This window comes from Streptomyces nogalater (assembly GCF_039532885.1).
Classification (GTDB): Bacteria; Actinomycetota; Actinomycetes; order Streptomycetales; family Streptomycetaceae; genus Streptomyces; species Streptomyces nogalater.
The window spans coordinates 227,284-247,755 of the sequence record NZ_BAAASM010000009.1 but is presented as its reverse complement, the minus strand read 5'-3'; the positions used below and the strand labels follow the sequence as shown (position 1 = coordinate 247,755).

Annotated in this window: 27 protein-coding genes and 1 pseudogene; 18 read left to right on the top strand and 10 right to left on the bottom strand. The window is 70.2% G+C overall.

The genetic code is table 11. The features are described from left to right. The first annotated feature begins 121 nt into the window (after window positions 1–121). Both ABD350_RS09200 and ABD350_RS09195 read left to right on the top strand, forming a co-directional pair. Window positions 122–385 carry a helix-turn-helix domain-containing protein gene (locus ABD350_RS09200; protein WP_344347337.1) on the top strand — a complete coding sequence of 88 codons (264 nt, stop codon included), beginning with the start codon at window positions 122–124 and terminating at the stop codon, window positions 383–385. Between the two features lie 129 nt (window positions 386–514). Continuing rightward, window positions 515–2,479 carry a hypothetical protein gene (locus tag ABD350_RS09195; protein ID WP_344347336.1) on the top strand — a complete coding sequence of 655 codons (1,965 nt, stop codon included), beginning with the start codon at window positions 515–517 and terminating at the stop codon, window positions 2,477–2,479. 5 nt (window positions 2,480–2,484) lie between these two features. Here the strand turns inward: ABD350_RS09195 and ABD350_RS09190 are convergent, their stop codons facing one another. From ABD350_RS09190 to ABD350_RS09150, 9 genes and pseudogenes are all read right to left on the bottom strand, one after another. Further along, window positions 2,485–2,997 (bottom strand): C40 family peptidase, encoded by a 513-nt coding sequence (locus tag ABD350_RS09190; protein ID WP_344347335.1) that lies wholly within the window; start codon window positions 2,995–2,997, stop codon window positions 2,485–2,487. Then, entirely contained in the window at window positions 2,994–3,245 is a 252-nt protein-coding gene (locus ABD350_RS09185; protein ID WP_344347333.1) for a hypothetical protein, read from the bottom strand. The genes ABD350_RS09190 and ABD350_RS09185 overlap by 4 nt, the downstream gene beginning before the upstream one ends. A gap of 8 nt (window positions 3,246–3,253) precedes the next feature. Next, window positions 3,254–3,982, bottom strand: coding sequence for a hypothetical protein (locus ABD350_RS09180; RefSeq protein WP_344347332.1), 729 nt, complete (start codon window positions 3,980–3,982; stop codon window positions 3,254–3,256). Beyond that, window positions 3,979–4,323 carry a hypothetical protein gene (locus ABD350_RS09175; protein ID WP_344347331.1) on the bottom strand — a complete coding sequence of 115 codons (345 nt, stop codon included), beginning with the start codon at window positions 4,321–4,323 and terminating at the stop codon, window positions 3,979–3,981. The genes ABD350_RS09180 and ABD350_RS09175 overlap by 4 nt, the downstream gene beginning before the upstream one ends. Before the next feature lie 101 nt (window positions 4,324–4,424). Further along, a complete protein-coding gene (locus tag ABD350_RS09170; RefSeq protein ID WP_344347330.1) occupies window positions 4,425–4,679 on the bottom strand; it encodes a hypothetical protein in 255 nt (84 codons plus the stop codon). Continuing rightward, window positions 4,676–5,011, bottom strand: a complete 336-nt coding sequence (locus tag ABD350_RS09165; protein ID WP_344347329.1) for a hypothetical protein — start codon at window positions 5,009–5,011, stop codon at window positions 4,676–4,678. Before ABD350_RS09165 ends, ABD350_RS09170 begins: the two co-directional genes overlap by 4 nt. Further along, a pseudogene (locus ABD350_RS09160) lies at window positions 5,008–5,253 on the bottom strand (WhiB family transcriptional regulator); the annotation flags it as partial. The gene ABD350_RS09165 and the pseudogene ABD350_RS09160, both read right to left, overlap by 4 nt. An 82-nt stretch (window positions 5,254–5,335) precedes the next feature. Continuing rightward, window positions 5,336–6,568 carry a hypothetical protein gene (locus ABD350_RS09155; RefSeq protein ID WP_344347328.1) on the bottom strand — a complete coding sequence of 411 codons (1,233 nt, stop codon included), beginning with the start codon at window positions 6,566–6,568 and terminating at the stop codon, window positions 5,336–5,338. An 83-nt stretch (window positions 6,569–6,651) separates the two neighbouring features. Continuing rightward, window positions 6,652–7,098: an aldo-keto reductase family protein gene (locus ABD350_RS09150; protein ID WP_344347327.1), complete on the bottom strand. Its 447-nt coding sequence runs from the start codon at window positions 7,096–7,098 to the stop codon at window positions 6,652–6,654. 542 nt (window positions 7,099–7,640) lie between these two features. On the opposite strand from ABD350_RS09150, the gene ABD350_RS09145 reads away from it, so the two are divergent. The 15 genes from ABD350_RS09145 (at window position 7,641) to ABD350_RS09075 (ending at window position 19,087) form a co-directional block, all read left to right on the top strand. Beyond that, window positions 7,641–8,885, top strand: coding sequence for a helix-turn-helix domain-containing protein (locus ABD350_RS09145; protein WP_344347326.1), 1,245 nt, complete (start codon window positions 7,641–7,643; stop codon window positions 8,883–8,885). A 145-nt stretch (window positions 8,886–9,030) separates the two neighbouring features. Further along, window positions 9,031–9,438, top strand: a complete 408-nt coding sequence (locus tag ABD350_RS09140) for a serine integrase family protein (RefSeq protein WP_344347325.1) — start codon at window positions 9,031–9,033, stop codon at window positions 9,436–9,438. Further along, on the top strand, window positions 9,435–9,986 hold the full coding sequence (locus ABD350_RS09135; protein WP_344347324.1) for a hypothetical protein: 552 nt from the start codon (window positions 9,435–9,437) through the stop codon (window positions 9,984–9,986). The genes ABD350_RS09140 and ABD350_RS09135 overlap by 4 nt, the downstream gene beginning before the upstream one ends. A gap of 581 nt (window positions 9,987–10,567) precedes the next feature. Beyond that, window positions 10,568–11,035 (top strand): LuxR C-terminal-related transcriptional regulator, encoded by a 468-nt coding sequence (locus ABD350_RS09130; protein ID WP_344347323.1) that lies wholly within the window; start codon window positions 10,568–10,570, stop codon window positions 11,033–11,035. Beyond that, the gene (locus ABD350_RS09125) at window positions 11,032–11,442 is read left to right on the top strand and encodes a hypothetical protein (protein WP_344347322.1); all 411 of its coding nucleotides are present in this window, start codon (window positions 11,032–11,034) and stop codon (window positions 11,440–11,442) included. The genes ABD350_RS09130 and ABD350_RS09125 overlap by 4 nt, the downstream gene beginning before the upstream one ends. 122 nt (window positions 11,443–11,564) lie before the next feature. Continuing rightward, a complete protein-coding gene (locus ABD350_RS09120) occupies window positions 11,565–12,212 on the top strand; it encodes a hypothetical protein (RefSeq protein WP_344347321.1) in 648 nt (215 codons plus the stop codon). Then, window positions 12,209–12,625 carry a hypothetical protein gene (locus ABD350_RS09115; RefSeq protein ID WP_344347320.1) on the top strand — a complete coding sequence of 139 codons (417 nt, stop codon included), beginning with the start codon at window positions 12,209–12,211 and terminating at the stop codon, window positions 12,623–12,625. Before ABD350_RS09120 ends, ABD350_RS09115 begins: the two co-directional genes overlap by 4 nt. After that, window positions 12,622–13,464: an SAM-dependent methyltransferase gene (locus tag ABD350_RS09110; RefSeq protein WP_344347319.1), complete on the top strand. Its 843-nt coding sequence runs from the start codon at window positions 12,622–12,624 to the stop codon at window positions 13,462–13,464. The genes ABD350_RS09115 and ABD350_RS09110 overlap by 4 nt, the downstream gene beginning before the upstream one ends. Beyond that, a complete protein-coding gene (locus ABD350_RS09105) occupies window positions 13,461–14,282 on the top strand; it encodes an SAM-dependent methyltransferase (RefSeq protein ID WP_344347318.1) in 822 nt (273 codons plus the stop codon). The genes ABD350_RS09110 and ABD350_RS09105 overlap by 4 nt, the downstream gene beginning before the upstream one ends. An 8-nt stretch (window positions 14,283–14,290) precedes the next feature. After that, window positions 14,291–15,316: a thymidylate synthase gene (locus ABD350_RS09100; protein ID WP_344347317.1), complete on the top strand. Its 1,026-nt coding sequence runs from the start codon at window positions 14,291–14,293 to the stop codon at window positions 15,314–15,316. Then, window positions 15,313–15,879 (top strand): nucleoside-diphosphate kinase, encoded by a 567-nt coding sequence (locus ABD350_RS09095; protein WP_344347315.1) that lies wholly within the window; start codon window positions 15,313–15,315, stop codon window positions 15,877–15,879. The genes ABD350_RS09100 and ABD350_RS09095 overlap by 4 nt, the downstream gene beginning before the upstream one ends. Window positions 15,880–15,904: 25 nt before the next feature. Beyond that, on the top strand, window positions 15,905–17,116 hold the full coding sequence (locus ABD350_RS09090) for a radical SAM protein (protein WP_344347314.1): 1,212 nt from the start codon (window positions 15,905–15,907) through the stop codon (window positions 17,114–17,116). Next, window positions 17,113–17,715, top strand: coding sequence for a 3'-5' exonuclease (locus tag ABD350_RS09085; protein ID WP_344347313.1), 603 nt, complete (start codon window positions 17,113–17,115; stop codon window positions 17,713–17,715). The genes ABD350_RS09090 and ABD350_RS09085 overlap by 4 nt, the downstream gene beginning before the upstream one ends. Further along, window positions 17,712–18,311: an AAA family ATPase gene (locus ABD350_RS09080; RefSeq protein ID WP_344347312.1), complete on the top strand. Its 600-nt coding sequence runs from the start codon at window positions 17,712–17,714 to the stop codon at window positions 18,309–18,311. Before ABD350_RS09085 ends, ABD350_RS09080 begins: the two co-directional genes overlap by 4 nt. Then, window positions 18,308–19,087, top strand: a complete 780-nt coding sequence (locus tag ABD350_RS09075) for an aldo/keto reductase (RefSeq protein WP_344347311.1) — start codon at window positions 18,308–18,310, stop codon at window positions 19,085–19,087. Before ABD350_RS09080 ends, ABD350_RS09075 begins: the two co-directional genes overlap by 4 nt. 118 nt (window positions 19,088–19,205) lie before the next feature. Here ABD350_RS09075 and ABD350_RS09070 read toward each other — a convergent pair whose 3' ends face one another. Next, window positions 19,206–19,547, bottom strand: a complete 342-nt coding sequence (locus tag ABD350_RS09070; RefSeq protein ID WP_344347309.1) for a hypothetical protein — start codon at window positions 19,545–19,547, stop codon at window positions 19,206–19,208. A 105-nt stretch (window positions 19,548–19,652) separates the two neighbouring features. Here ABD350_RS09070 and ABD350_RS09065 point away from each other — a divergent pair, with 105 nt between their 5' ends. Then, window positions 19,653–20,417 (top strand): GP88 family protein, encoded by a 765-nt coding sequence (locus ABD350_RS09065; protein ID WP_344347308.1) that lies wholly within the window; start codon window positions 19,653–19,655, stop codon window positions 20,415–20,417. Window positions 20,418–20,472: the final 55 nt, after the last annotated feature.

Here is a 20,472-nt window from a genome sequence, read left to right as displayed (position 1 = left end):
GCGGCACGGTCTCACGGTTTTTGTGTTCGTACAAGACAACACGGCTTGACATGGGGCGGGCGCAGGGCAGAAGCTTCGCCATGTCGTTGCGACACAGAATCCGCGAGGAGTGACACGAATAATGACAACGCTTGCGGCTCAGGGCCTCAGCAGGGCCGAACTCCTTGCCCTGCCCGCCACCACCGACGTCGAGACCGCCGGCCGCGCGTTCGGCCTCGGGCGGACGACCGCGTACGCCCTTGCCCGAGCCGGAGAGTTCCCGTGCGCGATCATCCGAGCGGGCAGGGGCTACCGCGTCGTCACTGCCGACCTTCTGCGCGTCCTTCGTCTCGCCCCGGAAAGCGGTGGCGCTGTAGCGGACGCCACCCCCCGGACTGCCGCCTGATGCGAACGGCTCCTGCCGAGCGCCGGCCGTAGCGGCGGCGACCGATGGGGGCCGCCACGCCCACTCGTAGCCAACCCCGATGCCATCAGTCCGGGGTTCGCGCTCTACCACGCGGATGGAGAGGACTCCTTGCCGACGAGCATCGCCGCCGAGGACGGCCGGCCGAAGCGCGGCCGTGCCGCCACCCGTCCGGCAGCCGAGCGCCACGCCGCGCGCGAGGCGTCCCGTACGCGTCTCGGGCTCACCGTCCACAACCGCGGGCAGACGAAGCTCCCTCTCGTCCTCGTGGACGCCGTCCGCTCCGGGAAGGCCACCGCCTCACACGCCGCCGTCTGGGCGGTCGTCGAGTTGGCATGCGCCCTGGGGCAGGGGCGGTGCACGGCAGCGCAGGCCACCCTCGCCGACGCCGTCGGGACCAGCACGCCGCGTCTCGCTCGTCTCCTGGCGGACAACTCGCCGCTGCTGGCCAACCTGGACGGACGCGGCCCGCTCGTGGCGCAGGAACGCCAGGAACGCGGCCTGCCCACGCATTTCTTCGCGCGCCGTAAGGGCGGTCAGCTGGGCGGCTGGGCTCCGACGTGGACTCTCACGCTCGTCTGTGACGGAACGTCTCACGAGCAGTTGGTGCCCATCCGATTGATCTCGCCCAGTGCCTGGCTCCTGTATGCCGTCCTGGTCTGGTGGGCGGGCGATGAGGGATCCTGCCGTCGCTACGCCCGGGATATCGCCGCCGAACTGGGCGTCTCGGAGCGCCTCGTGCGGGAGTGGACGCGGGAACTGCGGGCGGCCGGTCTGCTGCTGGTACGCGACCGCCGCGGTGACAGTCGGAAGCCCGGTGTCTCCACGGTGAGCGCCAGCACCTACATACCGGTGGTGGTCCGCCGGCCACGGCCGCAGGGCCGGGAGCGGGACGTCGTCGCAGTACTGCGACGACTGCCCGGCGACTTGCCGCTCTCCCAGGCGTGGACCCTCGACCGGCTCGACCCGTCGGCCGGCCTGACCTCCTCGCAACCGGGCCGGGTCGGCTTCGGCGGCTGGGCGGCGTGGCGCGTCCTGGCCGCCACCGGCCCCGTCACGTGTCTCCCGGTGACACTCGCCGACACCTACGGCGTGCCCGAGGAGACGGCATCACAGTGGGCCGAGGAGGCGTTCCAGGCGGGCCTGGTGGTCTTCGATGACGACCCGGTCCAGTGGCGGGCCGTCCTCGAGCAGCCGACGACCACCGAGCAGCCCAGGGCCGACAAGACCACCGACAGCAACCGGCACGGTTTGCTGGAGGGCGACCGGCACGGTTTGTCAGATCCCGAGAAGCCCGACCCGGCACCCGACTCAGGGCCCCTCTCCGCAGACCCGCATCAGGATCGCGGGCTGGTACCCGGTCCTCAAGCTGAGGTAGCGGGGGGCGCGGACGATGCGCGCGCCGCTCCGTCGCAGGAGCAGGCCGTCATCGCGCGTCGGCCGCTGCCGACGGCCGGAGCGGCCACGGCGAAGCCGTGCCGTGAGGACATCACCCGGGTCCTGGGCGTCCCGGAGGTGCGGATTCTGCTGCTGGACCGCATGACCGACTGGCAGCGGCGGGCGGCCGAGCAAGACGTGGCCGATGCCTTGACCCGCCTCAGCGCCGGTCAGCTTGCCTACCGGCTGACCGCCGCCCTGATCAGCAAGTCCCCCGCCGACATCCATAAACCCTACGGCTGGCTACGGCAGGTCATCGCTACGCGGTACGGCTGTGTCGAGAAGTGCACATGCACTGACCCGGCGTGTGAAGCCGGGGTGATCTGGTACGACGGCGCGGCCTGCCGCCACTGCGAGCGGGAGCGGGAGGACCGGTTCGCCGCCGTGACCACCGCGCAGCCGTCGGCGCGGCGGCCGGCACTGTCCGTCGTCCACGGCGCCGGCACGTCCGCCGCCCCCGCGCACAGGCGCGCGCCCGCGGACACCGTGGACGACACGACCGCCGCCGACACCTTGCCGCGCAACGAGGCCCAGGCCCGGATCCGTCGGGCGGTGCGGGCGGCCCGTCGGCAGCCCAAGCAGGCGGTCGGTTGGGCCGGCGAGGATGCGCCGACGCCCCCGGTGGTCGTCTGCTCGTAATCCGCTCACCGGGTGTTGTCGGCGAGCAGGTTGTAAAGGTCCATCGGGGTCACATACCCCTCCCACCGCCCATCGTCGAAGAGTTGGATGCCGGCGTCCAGGTACGCGCGGTCGACCAACTGGCTGCATATGAGGTGGTGGCTCGCTTGCACGTACGAGCGCAGGAAGGGCAGGGGCAGGTGGAGGCGGTGCGCGGCGAGCGCCGCATAGTCGGCGAAGGAGTACGGGACGCCCCGGTACTTGAGGGCGCAGTCGACGATCGCCTTGCGCTGCGCTGGCGTCAGCCCCGCCGGCGACACGTACAGGACGTCGCGGTCGTCATACTCCGACAGCGGGCGCACCGTCGCCCCGCCGGGCATGGCCTCAATGAGGAGGCCGCCCGGGAGGACGACGAACGCATGCTGGTAGCGGCCGAAGCCGTCGCCGTTGAGCCACTGCCCGATACGGATCAGCCGGCCGACCAGGCCGGTGATGGACGTCAGGCCGATGTCGCCGGGCTGCGGGGTCCGGTGGATCACTGGGGGCCTCCGATGAGCGGGGTGAGGTTGATGAGCGTGCGTTGCAGCCAGGTCGCGACGAGCATCTCGGCCATCGGCGGCGACCAGCCGCGGGCGACCAGGTCGACCCGCATGCCGTCGGCCGCGTCGAAGGCCGGTGCAATGTCCTCGTGCAGGGCCAGGAAGCCGTTGATCATCTGGGCACGGACCTCGGCGACCTCGTCAAGGTCGGGCGCCGGTGGGTCGTCGGCGGGCTTACGGGAGAACACGGCGCCTCCTAAGCGGCGGGGAGCGTGAACGGCAGGGTGATGAGGCCGGCCCGGGCGCCGACGATGTCCCACTCGTGGGGCCCGTACGCGCGCCGGCAGGTGTCGCAGCGGATGACCGACTTCCGCGGGTCGTAAGTGAGTTGTCCCCGGCACTTCGGCGCGGCTGGGTCGTCCTCGGCATGGCCGCGCGCCGGCATCGGACAGCGGGGTTCGAGGGCCTCGCGTCGGCGGCGGTCGCCGGACACCAGGCCGCGCATCTCGCCGAGAAGTCGGCGTAGCGCCTGGTCGAGGTCGTCGACGTCCGGGTACGCGCCGCAGGCCCAGTGCAAGTTCAGGCGCAGCCAGTGCACCGTGCCGCGGAGGGTGTTGTCCTGGCCGCCGCGGTGCGGGGTGAGCGGGTAGTGCCCGCTCTTGCGCAACTCCCGCCGCCATGCGTCCTCTTCGGCGAGGAGCGGTTCGGTCACGCCGCCGCCGAGGAGGGAGAGCACGGCGAGGTTCGTCGGCGGTTTCGATCCGGTCGGGCCGGCCGTGCGTTCGCCGGCGTCGTCGCCGCCGGCCGTGCCGGGGATGAGGAGTTCGGGGAGGCGTTCCCAGAGGTCGGCGACCTCGCCGAGCTCGGCGTCGATGCGCTGCTCGCAGGGCCGGCACACGAGGCGGCCGTGCTGCACCTCGGGGCCGAGGAGACGGCGCGGGCAGCACTGGCACACGGGGAACGCCGGCGCGGTGTCGGTAGTCATGCGATGAGCCGCCTCCCGGCCGGCGCGGCGGTCGCGTAGCGGATCCGCCAGTTGTCGAGGGTCATGACGATCGGGTTGCGTTCCCCGGCCGGCCAGGCGATCCAGATGCCTGCCTGGAGGACGAGGGCGCGGATGGTGACCAGGGCCGACGCGACGTCGGCGTGGTCGGCGCGGACGCGGCCCCAGCGGATCCGGGGCACGGTGAGCAGGGTCCACACGCCGTACTCGGTGCCGTTGTGCCAGCGGTCGCCGTACGCGGCTTCGGAGATGCCCGACATGGTGTCGAACAGCAGAGCGCCCACCCCATCGAGCTGGGGCGGGCGCGGGGGTGTTTGGTCCATCGGGGGTCCTCAAGTCATGCCGTGTCGGCCAGCGGTTCGGCGTCGTCGACGAGGAGTTCGTGCACGGTGGGGCCCGGTCTCCGGGGGCCGTCCGCAACCGGTCACGGTTCCCTGCCCTGCTGTTCCAGGCCCCGGAGGGCGTTATCGATGACGGCCGTGGCGGCCTGGACGACGAGGACGTCGGCGGGCCGGCCGCGGCGTAGCTGCGCGACCTCGGCACGGTGGCCGTCGGCGTCACGGGCGCGCCGGTCGTGCTCGACGGCCAGCGCGCGGTTCATGTGGCGTCGTGCCGCCCACCCGGCGGTGAGGCCGCCCAGGGAGGCGGCGCACGCGAAGATGAGGACGGCGGCGGTCATGCCGCGTCGCGGTCTACGGCGGCCCACCGGTACACGGCGATGCCGTGCCCCTTCGTCGGCCGCGACGTCGACGGCACCCGTCGGCCCGTGTTCACCAGCGGGCCGCGCTGGTGCGTGAGCGAGTTGAACGCGGGCCCGATCAGGGGGTGCAGGCGTTCCTCGAGCAACTCCCGGACATCGTTGGCGGACACCTCACCGCGCGCCTTGGCGACGGCCAGGACGACCGCCTTGACGCGGTCGATGTCCCAGGGCCACGCCGCGGCGAGGAGATCTTCGAGGGTCGCGTCACGCACGGCCGCGGCCTGGCGTTCGGCCTTGGTCAGCTTCGTCACGGCTTCCCCTTCCTCGTCCTGCTGCGCTTGAGCTGCCGGCGTTCGGTCTCGGACAGGCCGCCCCAAACGCCGTCCCTCTGACCGGTGTCGAGGGCGAAGGACAGGCATTCCGTCCGCACCGGGCAGCGGGCGCAGACGGCCTTGGCCTGCCCGGTCTGTATGAGGGCGTCCGCGCTCGTGCCGACGGGGAAGAAGAGGTCTGTCTCCTCCCCAGCGCAGGCGGCGTCGTATCGCCATTCCTCCTCTACCGGCTGAGCCGTCGCACAAAGCGAAGGGAGCCGGACAGGTTCCTGTCCGGCTCCCCACATCGACGGCCAGCGGGATTCATCCCGCGAGGTCACCCGGGTCTCTCCCTTCCTCGTGCTGGTTGGCGTACTGGTGGGCGGCGTCGGACGCCTGCCCGGTGCTGGCCCGCTGGGCCTGGGCCCGGCGGAGTGCTTCGATCTGTGTCCGCATGGCGCCCCCGAGGGACACGCCGCGCGGCTTGTTCGGGTCGGCCGGCGCCGACGCGGCCCCGATCTGCGTCGCCCGGTCCAGGAGACTCTGAAGGGCGTCCGGGTCGAGCCAGACCTCCCCGCACGCGGTGCGGATGTCCGCGGTGGTCTTCAGGTGCTCGTAGGGCGACGGCTTACCGGTCGGCGGGGCCGACGTGGGCGGCTGCTGTCCGGCCGGCGTCCTGGACTGACGCGTCGGGTCGGGGCGTTCGGAGGCGACCTGCGCGACGGCGGCGGCCCGCTCCTCCACGCGCCGGCGCTGCTCCTCCTCCTTCTCGAGCTTCATCTCGGCGTACCGCTGGGCGGCGTCTTCCAGGACGGCGAGCTGTGCGTCGATGACGTCACCGAGGGTCTTCCCGCCGCCGCGGGGCACGACGAAGTCGAGCTGGCCGGCCTCCTCGGCCTCCCGTCGGACACCGGCCAGCCACTCCGACGACGACCACACGCGCTGGTCCCGGAGGGCGTCCATGAACGGTTCGGCGGGGTGCGGGGGTTCGGCGTGCAGGTCGGTCTTGGCCCACAGGTCCAAGGCCATGCCGAAGCGCATAGCCGCATTCCTCAGGGCGTCGCCGATGATCTCCTTCGTGGCGGTGGTGCCAGCGCGCTTGCCGACGGCGTCGCCGTAGCCCTTACGGGTCATGCCGCACACGGTGAGTGTGATCCACATGCCGCCGTCGACGTCGAGGAGTGGCAGGCCGTTGGCGTCCTTGGCCATCGGCTCCCAGTTCCAGGTGGGGTCCACTTCCAGGAGCCGGTCGGTGGCCTCGGCGTGCCCGACGTAGTCGAGGTGCTTGTGGGCCGTGGTGATGTACTGGCCGCAGTCCCGGCACGCGCTCTTGCTGTGGCTGCTGCACACCTTGTCCTTGGCGTCCCGGCAGCCGCTGCACGAGATCGTGGGCCGCTTGGCAATCGCCTCCGGGGGGAAGGGTTCGCGGAGCTTGGCCAGGCCGGCCAGCTGTGCCGGCGTGAGGTCGAGGGTGTAGCCGGACGCGGCGGCGTCGAGGTGCTTCGGGGTGCGCTGAGTGGAGCCGCCGGCGGTGCCGGCGGCCTTGGTGCCTGCCATCTGCGGTTATCTCCCTTGGGGAACGTGAAGTGTCGGGGGCGCGCCCGGTGTCGGCGTCCAGGCCGACGCCCCCGCAGCGAGCGCTACGTGCGCTTGTGGGGGCCGAACCGGTGTTCCAGCCAGGCCGCGGCTACCTGCTGCGGCGATGGGGACCAGCCGAGTTCGTCGGCGTGCGCCTCGACGTAGTCGGCTACCTCCTGCCGGCGTTCGGCGGTGGCGCGGGCGCTGAAGTTGCTCTTGGCACCGCCGGCGCCGCGGGGGGCTGGCTTCGGCTTGAAGCGGCCGGCGAGGAAGGCGGTGAAACCCTCCTCGACGAGGTCGGGGATGGAGCCGGCCTTCTGCGCGGCCGTCCAGGTGTCCCGGTACGTGTAGAGGGGGAGGGTCGGGTTGCCCTCCCGAACCCGGGGCCGGGTGAGTTCCGGCAGCGTCTCGCGGACGGCCGCGGCCAGTACGGGCTCGCCGATGCTGTCGAGCTTGTCGGCGGCCTGCTGAACCAGGGCAGGGTCGGGGCGCTTCTTGGGGCGGGCCAACGTGGGTCCTCTCGGCGGGCGACCGCCCGGAGGACGTGCGGGCGGACGCGAGCGGTTCGTGTCCACGCCACGATCTCCTTACATCTATTGCGCGCGCAACCTACGGAGAGGCTCCAGCGGTTGACCGGCTCGGGCGATCCGGCACTGACCAAGCTAAGGGACTTCTATTGCGCGCGCAATAGACAGTGCCTAAGTGCCCCGGCTCCAGGGGTGCACCGAAAGGGAGGCAACTCCGGTGAGCAGGCACAAAAAAGGGGCCTCACCCCAGGAGGTGATGACCCACGCAGGGCGATTGTAGGCCGCTCTCGCGGCAAACGGAAGGGGAAGCCCTGGGAGAGGCGCACCAGCAGGTGGTCGGCCTGCCCGTCTGACCGTCTCCGTCGTCGGGGACCCGCAGGTAGCCCGTCCCCCTTGGGATGACGGCCGGGGCTGGCCCTGAGACGGCGAACGCCCCCTACAGCATGGGGCGTAGAGGGCGTTCGCCGTCTCAGGTACGCCGTGTACGGGTACCGTTCCCAGTGAGCGCTAGGAATGGAGCCAGTATGCCCCAATGGAGCGACTACAGCACTGGTGAGCGGATCAAGATCCTTAGGGGCCGCGAGATGCGGCAGGCCGACCTGGCAGAGATCACCGGCCTCACCACCGCCACCATTCAGAACGTGGAGCAAAACAAGCGGCAGTCTCTGCCGACCCTCCTGAAGATCGCCGACGCCTTCAACGTCGACCTCTCGGTCCTCCTCGGTCAGCAGGCGCCTCGTCGAGCGATGGCCCAGAACGACCGCAGGATGATTCGCGACCTCGCTCGGGCCGTCCATGACACGGCGGCCGGCATCGTGCCGGCGAACGTTGAGGCCGCGCCCTTGGACGAACTCCAGCAGACCACGGATCGCTGCTGGGAGCTGTACTGGCGCGGTCGGTACGTCGAGGCCGGTACCGTGATCGCGCCGTTCCTGACCTCGGCGGCCGTGCGACTGCGCGAGCAGCCCGCCGACGAGCAGGCAGCGGCCCTCGGGGTGATGTCCGACGCCTACCGGCTCGCTGCATACGTGGCGAATCTCATGGGTGCCCGCGACCTCGCCTACGCCGCAATCGGTCACGCGCACCTGGCCGCCGAACGAGCTGCGGACGACATGCGGGTGGCCCTAGTCGGCTCGGGCCGAGCGTGGGTCTACCTCCGGGACGCCCGCCTCCCAGAGGCGCTGACCCTGGCGGAGAAGGCGGCAGTCGACATCGAGCCGCGGTTCTCCAAGGCCACACCGGAACAGCTGACCGCGTACGGTTCCCACGTGAACTTCGCCGCCGTGGTGGCGAGTCGCATGGGGGACAAGGAGCGCGCCGCGGACTTCCTGTCCCAGTCGCACGCCACTGGTGCCCGGATGGGTCAAGAGGTGCGAGCGCACGGCACGCTGTTCGGACCGGTCACCGCGACAACGCAGGCCGTCGGCATCAAGGTCGCCCTTGGGCAAACCGGGCAGGCACTCGACCTCATCAAATCGATCCAGGACGTGTCAGCGCTGACCGAGGCAGCACGAAACCGCTACGCGATGGACAAGGCACTGGCACAGGCCGACGCCCGGCAGTGGGACGCGTCACTGGACACCCTCGAACAAGCGCTGCTGGAAGCTCCGGACTGGGCACGCCATCAGGCGCTGCCAGGCGTAATCGTGCAGCGGGTGGGCCGGGCGTCGACCGCGCGACTGCGGCGGGTGTCAGAACTGATCGGGGTGGCGCCGAGCACTTACGGCGGTCACGAGTTCCTGCCCGCGACTCGGAAGACGGCTCTGTGAAACAGGTAGTCGGCCGTAACGGCTGACTTTTCGGTTCAGCAGGGCCAACGATCGTACGAGGTGGCCGACTTCGGGTTCAGCGAATTCCCGGAGTCGGCCGCCTCGTGGCTGTACCAGCACGATCTGTAGCGGCACCGTTACAGACATGACGAGGACACCCGGCGAACTCTCCCGGCGCCGCTCGATCGCGGCAGCGGCGAGCGGCTTCACTTCCCGCGCTACCGTGGTGCTCTACGCGTGCATCCCGCCCGGCCAGGACCAGGACGAGACCGTGGTCCGCCTGCGGGAGTACGCCGCAGCCCGCGACTGGGACATCATCGGCGAGGTCATCGACCACACCGCGACCGCGACACCGCTGGGCGCCCGGCCGAACTGGCCGCTCGCAAAGACGTACATCGAGAACGGCCAGGCCCATGGCCTGGTAACCACCTCCCGCACCGCATGCGCCGACACCACAAAGTCCGCGCCGTTGACCGAGTGGCTGCGCGGCCGGCACGCGTTCCTTGCCGAGGCCATGCCGACGTCGACGTTGGCCACCGAGGCAGTACGGTGACGCGCGTCAACGTCGTGCAGGCGCTGACCAGTGCGGACTATGCGCGCCGCGTGGCGGCGGAGTCATGGCTCCTGCAAGCGGCCCCACATAAGGAGACAGCGGGCATCGAGTGGTCACAGCAGGCTGTGGCGCTACTGACCGCTGGCGTGACCTGGGACGCAGTGCGCGTGCCGTACGAGGTGCTCGACCCGGCATACAACTACGACACGGAGCCGTTGGTGTTGCGGCGACGGCTGGACGAACTGAGTGTGGACGGCGCAGTTTTCTGCGATCCCCACCGTCCGTGCTTGTACGTCATGGTCCCGCCGGGCACGGACCGGCTCTGGCCGCAGGACGCAGACGTCGTCAAGCTCGGCGTCGACTGTCTAGGCGGCACGCTGCCGTACATCCGCCTCGTTGGAGTACCGCGGTTGGACCGCACGGAGCCGCCTGGTTCGTACTGGCTGCTGCCGCCCGACAAGGCAGGCCGTCGTCACGCAAGCGCGAAGAACCTGTACAACGCACTGCATGCATGCGTGAGAACGGCTGTGCGGCAGGTGATCTCGTGATGGGCCGCGGTCACGAACCGGGACGAGCGGTAACTGCCGTCCTCGCGGTCGGTCACCTGGCTGCATACGTGCTCCTCGGAGTCACGATCGCCAATGCCACCACAGCGGATGACGTCTCCGATGCCGCCGTCACCGTGCCCGACACTGCGCCCGGCCAATCCGGCTCGGCCACGACGGAGAGCACCGTGTAGACCAGCGTCGACCTCGCGGCACCCCGTCCCGGGCGGCCGACGCCTTCCAAACCGCCAGCCACCCCGAGAAGAGAATGTCCGGCCCACTCATGCAAGGGCCGTGTCGTCCCCGTCGGGTCCTCACGAGACGCCCTCCGCCAGTTCTGTCCAGGGCTGGAACCCCACGCCGCTCATCTCGGCTCCACCCTCTGACGTCCGTCCCCCCCGGAGAAGGCCACCGGGGGCCGGACTCTCAGCCCCGTCCGGCTGCCGGGGCCCGTGCTCTCGGCAGCCGGACGGTTCCACCTGACCGACCACCCCCTGCAATTCCGAGAGGACATCGTGCCAGCGGTAAGAGCAAGAGCGGATGTTTCCCCTGCCCAGTCAACAGCGTCCTCCGCGCAGCGCGCCGTGGTCCTGCCCCAGCGCATCCTGCGCGGCGTCAGGCTGCTGGCCGAAGGTAACTCGCGGAAGGACACGGCTTCCGCTCTGCAGATCGCAAGGACGACGCTCGATCGTGACGTGCGGCGGGCGTGCGAGCAGTTAGGGATCCCGGTCCCGAAGTACGCTCCACTGATCAACGCTGTCGTCCGCGACCGGCTGATCACTCTGTGGCCTTGCGAATACGTCCGGCTGGACGAGCCCTTAGTGCACATTCTGGAGCTGGTGGCGGCGGGTCATACCAACCGGCAGATCGGACAGCGGCTCGGCCTGTCGGAGGACGGAGTGATTGACCGCCTCCGAGTGATCATGCGCCTTCTGGACGCGCGGACACGGTGGCAGGCCGTGGCCCGTGGCTGGCAGTGCGGGATCTTCCGGCGCCCCGGTTCGCCCCCGTCCGGTACCGCGCCGGTGCCCACGGAGCAGGTGAGGGCATGACGTATCTGTCCCCGGACGTTCCCGACAAGGTCCAGATCCTGGAGGCCGTCGAGACGGTGCTCGGTTGGCAGCTGGACGGTCCCGAACCGGCTTCGCCCGTCGGACGGCCGGTCATCTCGAGGACTGTCAGCGATGCCGAGATCTGCCGCACGTACGAGGCGGTACTGGGTGATCCGCGAACCGGGATCCCGCGGCTGCCGGACGACGTCGAGCGTATGGCCGACCTCATGCAGGGAGAGACGAGGGCGACCGCCGAGCACGTCATGAAGCGGGCCCGCGAGGCCCTGGGCATCAGCCTCTTCGAAGCGAGGCAGCCGGAGCATCTGATCGACCTGGCTCTGGTCGCACGTGCCCTGGTGTCCATGCGTGAACTCGGGAAGTCGTCGCCGGAACGGAAGTCGTCATGACCGAGACGCACGTCGACCCGCCCCCCGGCCCGGAAGGCGATCCAGGCGACGTCGCCACACGTCTACAGGATCTTGCCTTCCGTGTTCCCGGCACACACTTCGTGCAGCGCAATGCGACGGGCATGGGATGGATCCACGTGCTGTCCTACGACGGTCCCACGCTCATTGCCCGGGACATCGACGCCGCTGACGAGCGCGCTGCCGAGCGGGTCCGCGACGTCCTGGCCGCGGCTGGTATCCGGGCCGACGCCGCACCGCACGCCGGCCCGCACGGGCGAGGAGTGCTCGTCACCCTGTACACCGACCAGGACGCGAACCGGCTGCTGCATGCCGTAGTCGACAGACTGCCGCCGCCGGAGACCCTGGTCCTGGAGTTGACCCAGGTCATGCAGGCCCTCGACTTCTCCGCTCCCACCGCCACCGAACCCCACTACCTGGGCGGCTACGTGGTGGGCATTCAGCTCAGCCTCCCGGACGCACGGACGGTCTGGGCCGCACTCGGCGGGCCACCTGTCGAGCTGAGGGCGGCCGACGGCCGGGAGCTGTTCGTGGTCGCCGACGCCCTCGCTGAGTTCCTGGGAGACGAACTCGGCGGGGACGAGATCAAGGTCGACGCCTACCCTGCCCGCGCCGACTTCTGCGCCGACTGCACGGACCACCTCCTGGTGCTGCACCCCCTGTCGATCGAGCAGACCGAGAAGCTGACGAGCGCGCTCGCCCAGAGCCTGCTGCATGCCCATCCCTCTCCGAAAGGGGGCAGACATACATGACCACTCAGCCGCAACGGTGGTACAGCCTCGGCACCCTCTTCGGGGGCTTCACCCCGGAATACGAGGCGTACCCCCCGCCCGCGAAAGTCAGCCCGCCCACGTACCGGCCGCTGACGCAGGAAGAGATCCAGGCCCAACTCGTCGCCAGGGCGGACGCGGCGTTCCGGGCCGCCGGCTACAAACCGCAAGGCCCCTTCCCGGGCCGGTCGAAGCCCTGGCCCTCCATCTGCATGACCTGCGGAGCACCGCGCCAGCCCACTCTCCACGACATCGTCGCGCGACGCATGCGGTGCATGCACACCCGCCAGAGGTCCACCGCGATCAGGTACGGCCAGGCGGGTCCCGTTCGCCGGGACGACCGGGTGCACGACGAGAACGACAGGGCAACCAGCCCGACAGGAGCAACGGCATGACGGAGCAGACACAGCCGGGAGTCCGCGTCCTGACGGGGCCCAGCGTCGCCAGGGTCTACAACTACCTGGACGGCGGCGTGGACCACTACCAGGATGACCGGGTTCTGGCCCAGAAACTGCTGGAGGTGGCCCCGTGGTGGCCGCAGATGGTGCAGACCGACAGTGAGTACCGGGCGCTCGCCGTCGACTTCATCGCCCGGGACCTGGGCGTCACCCAGTTCGTAGACCTGGGCTGCGGACTGCCCCCCGCGTTGACCGGCAGGAGGCGCGGCCCCAGGCCGGAGCCCGTGTACGAGGTCGCGCGCCGTGTCCATGACGCTCCGCGGGTGGTGTACGTCGACAACGACTGGATGGTGCACGCGCACGCCAAGTTCATGCTGGATAAGTACCGGGGCACCGCGGCGATCGAGGCCGACATCCGGGAGATCGACCAGCTCCTCGCACATCCCGACATCGCGTGCCTGCGTGGGGCGCCGATCGCCTGGCTCCTGCACGACCTGCTGCCGTGGTGGGACGACGAGGCCGCCCACCGGGTGATAACCACACTGCGCGAGTGGTCGCCGCCCGGCAGCGCCATCGCCATCACGCACGTCACCGACGAGCGGATACCGGAGGCGATGCAGGAACTCGCCGACCGGTACGCGGCGGCCGGCATCCACTACCAGCCGCGCTCGCTGCGGGAGATCGCCGACCTGCTCGACCCGAAGGCTCCGTGGGAGCTGCTGGCGCCCGGCATCGTACCGACCAGCCAGTGGGGGGTCACCCGCAGGCCCGTGGTCGACGGGTCACGCGGCCAGTCCTACGCGGCCGTCATCAACAGGGCAGGAGGGGCAGCGTGAGCGAGAACCCCGCGTCCGACTACTCGATGCACTTCTCGCACCGGCCGTTCGTTCCGCGCATCTACGACGTCCTGCTCGGCGGCTCGGACAACTATGTGGCCGACCGGGAACTGGCCGTGGAGCTGGTCCGGGCAGCACCGTGGTTATGGCTGACGGTGTGGGCCAACCTCAGCCACCGTCCGAAGGTCGTCCGCGTCCTCGCCGGTGACCTGGGCATCACTCAGTTCCTCGACCTGGGATGTGGTCTGCCGATGTGGTGGAGCACCAAGAGGTACGGGCCCCGGCCGGAGCCCGTCTACGAGGCCGCGCTCAAGGTGAACGTCGACCCGCGGGTGGTGTACGTCGACGCCGATCCGATCGTGTGTGGGCACGCCCGTACCGTATGGGACGAGTACCTGGGACGGACCGCAGTGGCCCAGGGCGACATCCGGGAGATCGACAAGCTGCTCGACCACCCCACGATCGCGCACCTGGACCGCGGCCGGCCGATCGGGGTCCTCCTGCATGATCTGCTGCCGTGGGTGGATCACGTCGTGGCCGAGCGGGTGATGGTCCGGCTGCGGGAGTGGCTGCCGCCGGGCAGCGCCATCTCCGTCACCCACGACACCAGCGACGAGGTACCGAAGCTGGAGGACCTCGTCGGCATCTACGCCACGGCCGGCATCCAGTACGAGCCGCGGTCGGTACAGGAGATCACCGATCTGCTCCGCCCAGGAGGCAGCTGGGATCTGATGCCGCCGGGCATCGTTCCCACCCGCCTGCGGCGGCCCCGCCCGCCGCGCCGTGTCCGATATCGGACGCAGCACCTCATCGCATAGGAGATGCCTTGCTCACAGCCACCACCTTCCGCAGCGTCGAGGGTGCTTACGTCGCTCTGTTACGGCTCGCGACGAAGCAGCCGGAGCACCGGATCGACGCGCGCGGCAACAGCGCCCTGGAAGTGCTCGGTGTCAGCTTCCAGCTCCCCGACCCACGGCAGCGGCTGCCGTACCTGGCCGAGCGGAAGGTCAACGTGGTCTTCCAGTTCGCCGAGGCGCTGTGGTTTCTGGCCGGCCGCCGCGATCTGGAGATGATCGGCCACTACGCCCCGAAGATGCGCGCCAGCAGCGTGGACGGCGTTCACGTCGGCGGCTCCGCGTACGGGTACACGCTGTTCACCCCGGCCGACGGCGCCCAGCACTCGCCCTTCGACCAGGCCCTGGAGCTGCTGCGGCACGAGACCGACAGCAAGCGGGCCTACCTGCCGGTATTCTCGGCGCAGGAACTCGCCGACCGCTCCAACCCGGACGTTGCGTGCCTGGCCGGCCTCCACCTCCTGGCACGCGGCGGACACCTGCACATGGTGTGCAACATGCGGGCCAACGACCTGGACTGCGGGCTGCTGTCGGACGTGTTCTCCTTCACGGTGATCCAGGAGTACGCCGCCATCCAGCTCGGCCTGGCCCTGGGCACCTACACCCACACCATCGGCTCGGCTCACGTGAACGACCACAGCGCCAACCGGGTCCGCCGCGTGCTGAACGAGGTCGACAACCGCCCGGCTCCGACCACCTTTCTGTTCCCGGCGATGCCGCAGAACACCACGGCGGCGACCATCACGGAGGTCCTGACCCACGAGGAAGCGCTGCGGACCAACGAGATCCGCTACAGCCTCGACACCATCCAGCGGCTCCCCCTCGCACCGTACTGGCAGCAGGTCGTGATGCTGTTCGAGCTGTACCGGCAGATCAAGAGCGACGAGGTCACCCAGGTCGACCCGCACCTGATGGCCGCGCTCGACCCGGGCCTGCGCTGGCTCATGGAGCGCAGGTGGCCGGCCTGCGCCGCCGCTGCTGCCGGGGGCGCCCAGTGAGCACCAAGCCGAAGAGCGGCACGGTCGTGACCGGCGTCGACTTCACCCACTGGTCGGTGATCCTGTGCAAGCCGGACGCGGTGGCGCGCGGCCTGGTCGACGCGGTCCTGGACCGGTTCACGGCCGCCGGCGTCACCGTCACCCACCGTCTCCAGGTCACCGCCCAGCCCTGGCAGGCCCACGTGCACTACTGGGACCTGCTGGTCGACGCCGACCACTTCCCCGGCCGGGACATCCCCGCCTGCCTGGACGCGGTGTACGCGCACAAGCCGGTGACGGTCGCGCTCGCCTACGGGGAACCGGGCATCCACCAGCGGATGCGACGGCTCCTCGGCCACTACGACCCGACCCGGGCCGAGCCCGGCACGATCCGCGGCGACCTCGGCGACGACAGTCTGGAGGCCGCCCTCGCCGAGCAGCGGCTCGTACACAACCTCGTGCACACCTCCGACGACGCGGAGGCCGCACGGCGGGACTTCGGCACCTGGTTCGGCGCCCGCCGCCGCGCGCTGCTCACCCCGCCACCCGCTGTTCCCGTCCAGCCCACGCACCTGGACCGCTGACCATCCGGACCACAGGAGGCCCCCGTTGACCGCTACCTCTGACCTCGTCCCCGGCCCGTTACCGGGCGGGCGCCGACCGCTGCCGCTACTGACCCCGGAGCAGATCGGTGCCCTGAAGCCGGGACTCGCCGACGTCATCGAGTACCGCAAGTCCGGGCTGTCGCTGAACCACATCGTCGGCTGCCCGCTGGACTGCGGCTACTGCGTCCGGCACCTGTTCGACAACTTCGAGATGAAGACGCCCCGGCGGCTGATGAGCGACGAGGCCGCCGTCGAAGCCCTCATCCACCACCCGTACTTCCGGCCCGGCCGGACGCCGATCCAGCTCCTGAACCGGGCCACCGATCCGATGCTGCCGGTCGTCAAGCCGCACGTGTTCGAGGTGCTGCGCCAGCTCGACGGACGGGGCCTGACCAACCACGTCCTGGTCATCACCCGGTGGCGGGTGAGCACCGAGGACTGCGCCGTCCTCAACTCCTTCCGCAACCTGCGGCTGACCATCCTGGTCACCCACTCCGGCATCGATGACCCGCGGATCGAGCCGGTCAACTCCTCGATCGCCGCCGACAGCCTGCGCATGCTCTACGAGCACGCCGAGAACTACCGCACGGTCCTGTACTGGCGGCCGATCGTGCCCGGCCTCAACGACTCCCTTGGCCACATCGAGCGGGCCCGCGAGCTGTCCCTGCACGCGCACGCCACCGTCTTCACGGGCCTGTTCTTCCGCGACGAGATCAAGGCGTACTACGACAGCCACGGCCTGCCGACGCCGTACGAGGACACGGCCCGGCGCAAGATCCTGCCGGAGCAGGCGGAAGAGCGGATCCTGGACGCCTTCGAACTGGGAGCCGTCGGCGTACAGGACTGGGGCCGGCTGTTCCGCAAGACGAGCTGCGGCGTCGCCTACGCCTGGGGCGAGGCCGACTACAACGGCCACTACGGGGTGCGGGAGCTGTGCGACATCTGCCCGCCCGAGCAGATCGAGCTCTGCGCGAAGGCGTGGAAGAAACCGGACCTGGACGAGGTCACCCGCGAGGCGCGCGCCCTGGGGGCGGTCGGCGACGTTGAGGTCAATGACCGTGCCATCGTCGTGGAAGGACTGGACGAGCCGCCCCGCTACTACCTCCAGCACGGGTTCGGCTACCAGTGCCACGACCGGACCAAGCCCCACCTGTACCGCCAGCACGGCCGGGCCCCGATCGGCTGGACGGCGGAGAACGGAACCGACACACGATGAACTTCGCCACCTGGCCCGCGCTGCTCGTAGTCGACGTCGAAGGCAACGGCGCCAACCCGCCCGACCTGGTCGAAGTCGCCGCGCTGCCCGTCCGGGACGGACGCCCCGACACGAACACCGCGGGCTGGTGGCTGACCCGCCCGAACCGCCCCGTCACCCCCTTCGCGACCCGGGTGCACGGGCTGACCAACACCGCCCTGGCCTCCATGCCGGCCTGGACCGACGTCGCGGACCAGGTGCGCGCCGTCCTGGGCACGAAGTGGATGTGCGCACACAACGCGCACACCGACTACCGGGTGCTCAGCGCACACCTGCCCGGCTGGGAACCCGCCGGCGTCCTGGACACACTGCGGCTGGCCAAGGCCACCTTCCCCGGCCTCGGCACGTACAACCTGGACACGCTCATCGAACACGTCCGGCCCGACCTGCACCAGGCCCCCGGCCACCGGCACCGGGCCACCTTCGACGCCTTCGCCACGGCACAGCTCCTGCTGGCCATGGCCTCGCACTACGACACCTGGGACGACCTGGTCGCCGCGGCCGTGCCGCCCGGCCTGCCCGGCGCCCCCGAACCTGAAAGGGACCCCACCCTGTGGTGAACACCCCCTCCACACCGGTCCGCATCGGCATACTCGGCGCCCACTCCACGGGCAAGACACTGCTACTGCGGCGCATCGAGATGGAACTGCGCGGCCACGGCCTCACCGTGGCCCGTACCGGCCGGCTCGGCAAGCGCGCCGCCGCGACCGGCCTGCCGAAAATGGAACGGCACACCGCCGAGTCCACCGAGTGGATCCTCGCGCAAGGCATCGCCGATGAGATCGCCGCGCGCGCCTCGGGCGCCGACGTCGTCCTGGTCGACCGGGCCCCCCACGACGCGCTCGCCTACTGGCACGCCGCCCTGGAGTACCGGGACGAGCGGGCGCTCCGCCGGGAGTGTGACCGCCTCCTCACCCTCGCCTCCACACAACTACTGAAGTACGACCTGCTGTTCGCGACGGTGCTGGACGAGAACGTGCCCCTGGACACGGGCCACGCCTACGACCCCCGCTACCGGCGCCTCGTCGACCGGCACGTGCACCACCTCCTTCAGGACGAGAGCATCCCCCACCAGCGGGTGACCAGCGATCCCGACAGCCAGGACCACGCCGTCCACGTCGCGATGCAGCTCTGCCTGACGGAGGCGCCGGTATGACCACCACCCCGCCCGGCGGCACCATCACCATCGCCGGCAAGAGGGTCTCGCGGCTCGGGTTCGGCACCATGCGCCTGACCGGCGCCGGAACCTGGGGCGACCCGGAGAACCGCGACACCGCGCTCAGCATCCTGCGCCAGGCCGTGCACACCCACGGCATCAGCCACATCGACACGGCCGACGCCTACGGCCCCCACACCGTCGAACACCTGATCCGCGACGCGCTCCACCCGTATCCCGAGCACGTGCTGATTGCCACGAAGGTTGGCATGGTCCGCCCCGGCCCGGGAAACTGGTACCCCCTCGGCAACCCGTACTACCTGCGGGCCTGCGTCGAGGCGAGCCTCCGCCGCCTGACGGTCGACCGGCTGGAGCTGTGTTACCTGCACCGCGTCGACCCCAAGGTGGCGCTCGAAGACCAGATCGCCGTGCTCCAGGCCCTCCAGGGAGAGGGAAAGATCGGGCACATCGGTCTGTCGAAGGTCACGCCCGAGCACATCCGCCGCGTGATCGAGCACCAGCCCATCGCCGCGGTGCAGAACGTCCTCAACACCATCGACAGTCACGACCCGGCCGTGGACCTCTGTCAGGATCTGGGCATCCCCTACGTGGCCTATCGGCCGCTGGACGCCGGCGCTCTGGCCCGCGCCCACGGACCGCAGAAGCCGTTGCACTGGCTCCTCAGCCAGGGCCCCCACATCGCGCCCATCCCCAGCACCAGCCAGCCCCGCCATCTGGAAGAAATCGTGGCGGCCGTCGAACCCGGACTCACCTGATACCGGCCGTCACCGCAGCGGACCATCTTCCCCATCGCCACGCTGCCTACGAGGACGCGGTCGATATGCACGGGTGCCCCCGGAGGTACTTCTCCGGGGGCACCCGTATGTTCCACGACTACGAGTCGGCTGGCAGCTTGGCCTTCTGGTCTGGGCAGTCGACGAGCACCGCGGCGGCGACGAGAGCCGCGGCTTCCTTCGCGGAGAAGCCGGTCCTGGCGTACGAGACGGCGTCGTCATATCCGCCCTTCTTCAACTGGGCGCACAGCTCCTTGCCTTCGTCACCGAGGGTGCCCGCGAGGTCGTCGGTCTTCATCCCGCCGAAGTCGTCCGGGTCGGCCGCCGCGACGGCGTCGGCGTACTTCTTCTGAGTGTCGGACGGCCCGGACGACCCGCACCCGGCGAGCAGCGCTCCGACGGCGAGTATGCCGGCGGCAGTTGTGGTGATCCTGTGCTTCATGCCACACATGTTCATCTAGATTCGCGTTCGTCGCAGGCCAAACCCATAATGCGACCGAACGGAAGGCGTCCCTCCGCCTTGCCACAACGACGGAGGGGGCCGCACTTGGCAACCCAATGGCTGCTTCGGCAGAACTCGGAACTACGCCGTGAGGGCATCTGGAACTGGAGCCTGCCGGCGTGGGCCGGCCGACTCCCGGACGGCCGCACCTACAACACATGTCCGGAGGCGCAGGCGTGCGTCGCCCTGTGCTACGCCAGGACCGGCACCTATCGGTTCCGGGGCGTCCTGGCCGCACACGAGCGGAACCTGATGATGCTCCTCGACAACATGCCGGCCTGGGAGGCTCGGATGACCGAGGAACTCACGCGCCGCCGGTACGTCGGCGCCCACGTGCGCATCCACGACAGCGGAGACTTCTACAGCGACGACTACGTCGCCGCCTGGCTCCGCATCATCCGGGCGACGCCAACCGTCACGTTCTATGCGTACACCAAGAGCGTCGATCGGTTCCGTCGGCTCGTCGAACCCGACTGCCCGCCGAACTTCCTGTACGTCTACTCCCTGGGTGGCCGGGAAGATCACCTCGTCGACCGCCAGCGCGATCGTCACGCCGATGTGTTCACGTCTGACGAGGCGATGGAGGCGGCCGGCTACTCCAGCCAGGAGGAGTCGGACCTGCTCGCCGTGTATGGGCCGCCGAAGGTCGGTATCCCGGCGAACAACATCCGGCACCTGCGGAAGAGGCAGGGCAACGACACGTTCGGCTCGCTCCAGGAGCAGGCCGACGCGGCGGCGCGGGCCCGCCGTGCCGGCCGTACCCGTCGGCGGACCGGCCCGGGCAAGCAGTACAACGGGGGCCGCCCTTGACCCGTCGCCGGCGCCCTGTCAGCCGCAGGGACGTCCGCCGACGCTCCAGGCGAGG

Excerpts from the sequence above, each read along its gene's own strand:
- ABD350_RS09200 (WP_344347337.1), top strand. The coding sequence starts at position 122 with ATGACAACGCTTGCGGCTCAGGGCCTCAGCAGGGCCGAACTCCTTGCC.
- ABD350_RS09115 (WP_344347320.1), top strand. The coding sequence starts at position 12,209 with ATGACCACTCAGCCGCAACGGTGGTACAGCCTCGGCACCCTCTTCGGG.
- ABD350_RS09155 (WP_344347328.1), bottom strand. The coding sequence starts at position 6,568 with ATGGCAGGCACCAAGGCCGCCGGCACCGCCGGCGGCTCCACTCAGCGC.
- ABD350_RS09175 (WP_344347331.1), bottom strand. The coding sequence starts at position 4,323 with ATGGACCAAACACCCCCGCGCCCGCCCCAGCTCGATGGGGTGGGCGCT.
- ABD350_RS09110 (WP_344347319.1), top strand. The coding sequence starts at position 12,622 with ATGACGGAGCAGACACAGCCGGGAGTCCGCGTCCTGACGGGGCCCAGC.
- ABD350_RS09120 (WP_344347321.1), top strand. The coding sequence starts at position 11,565 with ATGGGATGGATCCACGTGCTGTCCTACGACGGTCCCACGCTCATTGCC.
- ABD350_RS09140 (WP_344347325.1), top strand. The coding sequence starts at position 9,031 with ATGACGAGGACACCCGGCGAACTCTCCCGGCGCCGCTCGATCGCGGCA.
- ABD350_RS09070 (WP_344347309.1), bottom strand. The coding sequence starts at position 19,547 with ATGAAGCACAGGATCACCACAACTGCCGCCGGCATACTCGCCGTCGGA.
- ABD350_RS09125 (WP_344347322.1), top strand. The coding sequence starts at position 11,032 with ATGACGTATCTGTCCCCGGACGTTCCCGACAAGGTCCAGATCCTGGAG.
- ABD350_RS09085 (WP_344347313.1), top strand. The coding sequence starts at position 17,113 with ATGAACTTCGCCACCTGGCCCGCGCTGCTCGTAGTCGACGTCGAAGGC.
- ABD350_RS09145 (WP_344347326.1), top strand. The coding sequence starts at position 7,641 with ATGCCCCAATGGAGCGACTACAGCACTGGTGAGCGGATCAAGATCCTT.
- ABD350_RS09180 (WP_344347332.1), bottom strand. The coding sequence starts at position 3,982 with ATGACTACCGACACCGCGCCGGCGTTCCCCGTGTGCCAGTGCTGCCCG.
- ABD350_RS09075 (WP_344347311.1), top strand. The coding sequence starts at position 18,308 with ATGACCACCACCCCGCCCGGCGGCACCATCACCATCGCCGGCAAGAGG.
- ABD350_RS09170 (WP_344347330.1), bottom strand. The coding sequence starts at position 4,679 with ATGACCGCCGCCGTCCTCATCTTCGCGTGCGCCGCCTCCCTGGGCGGC.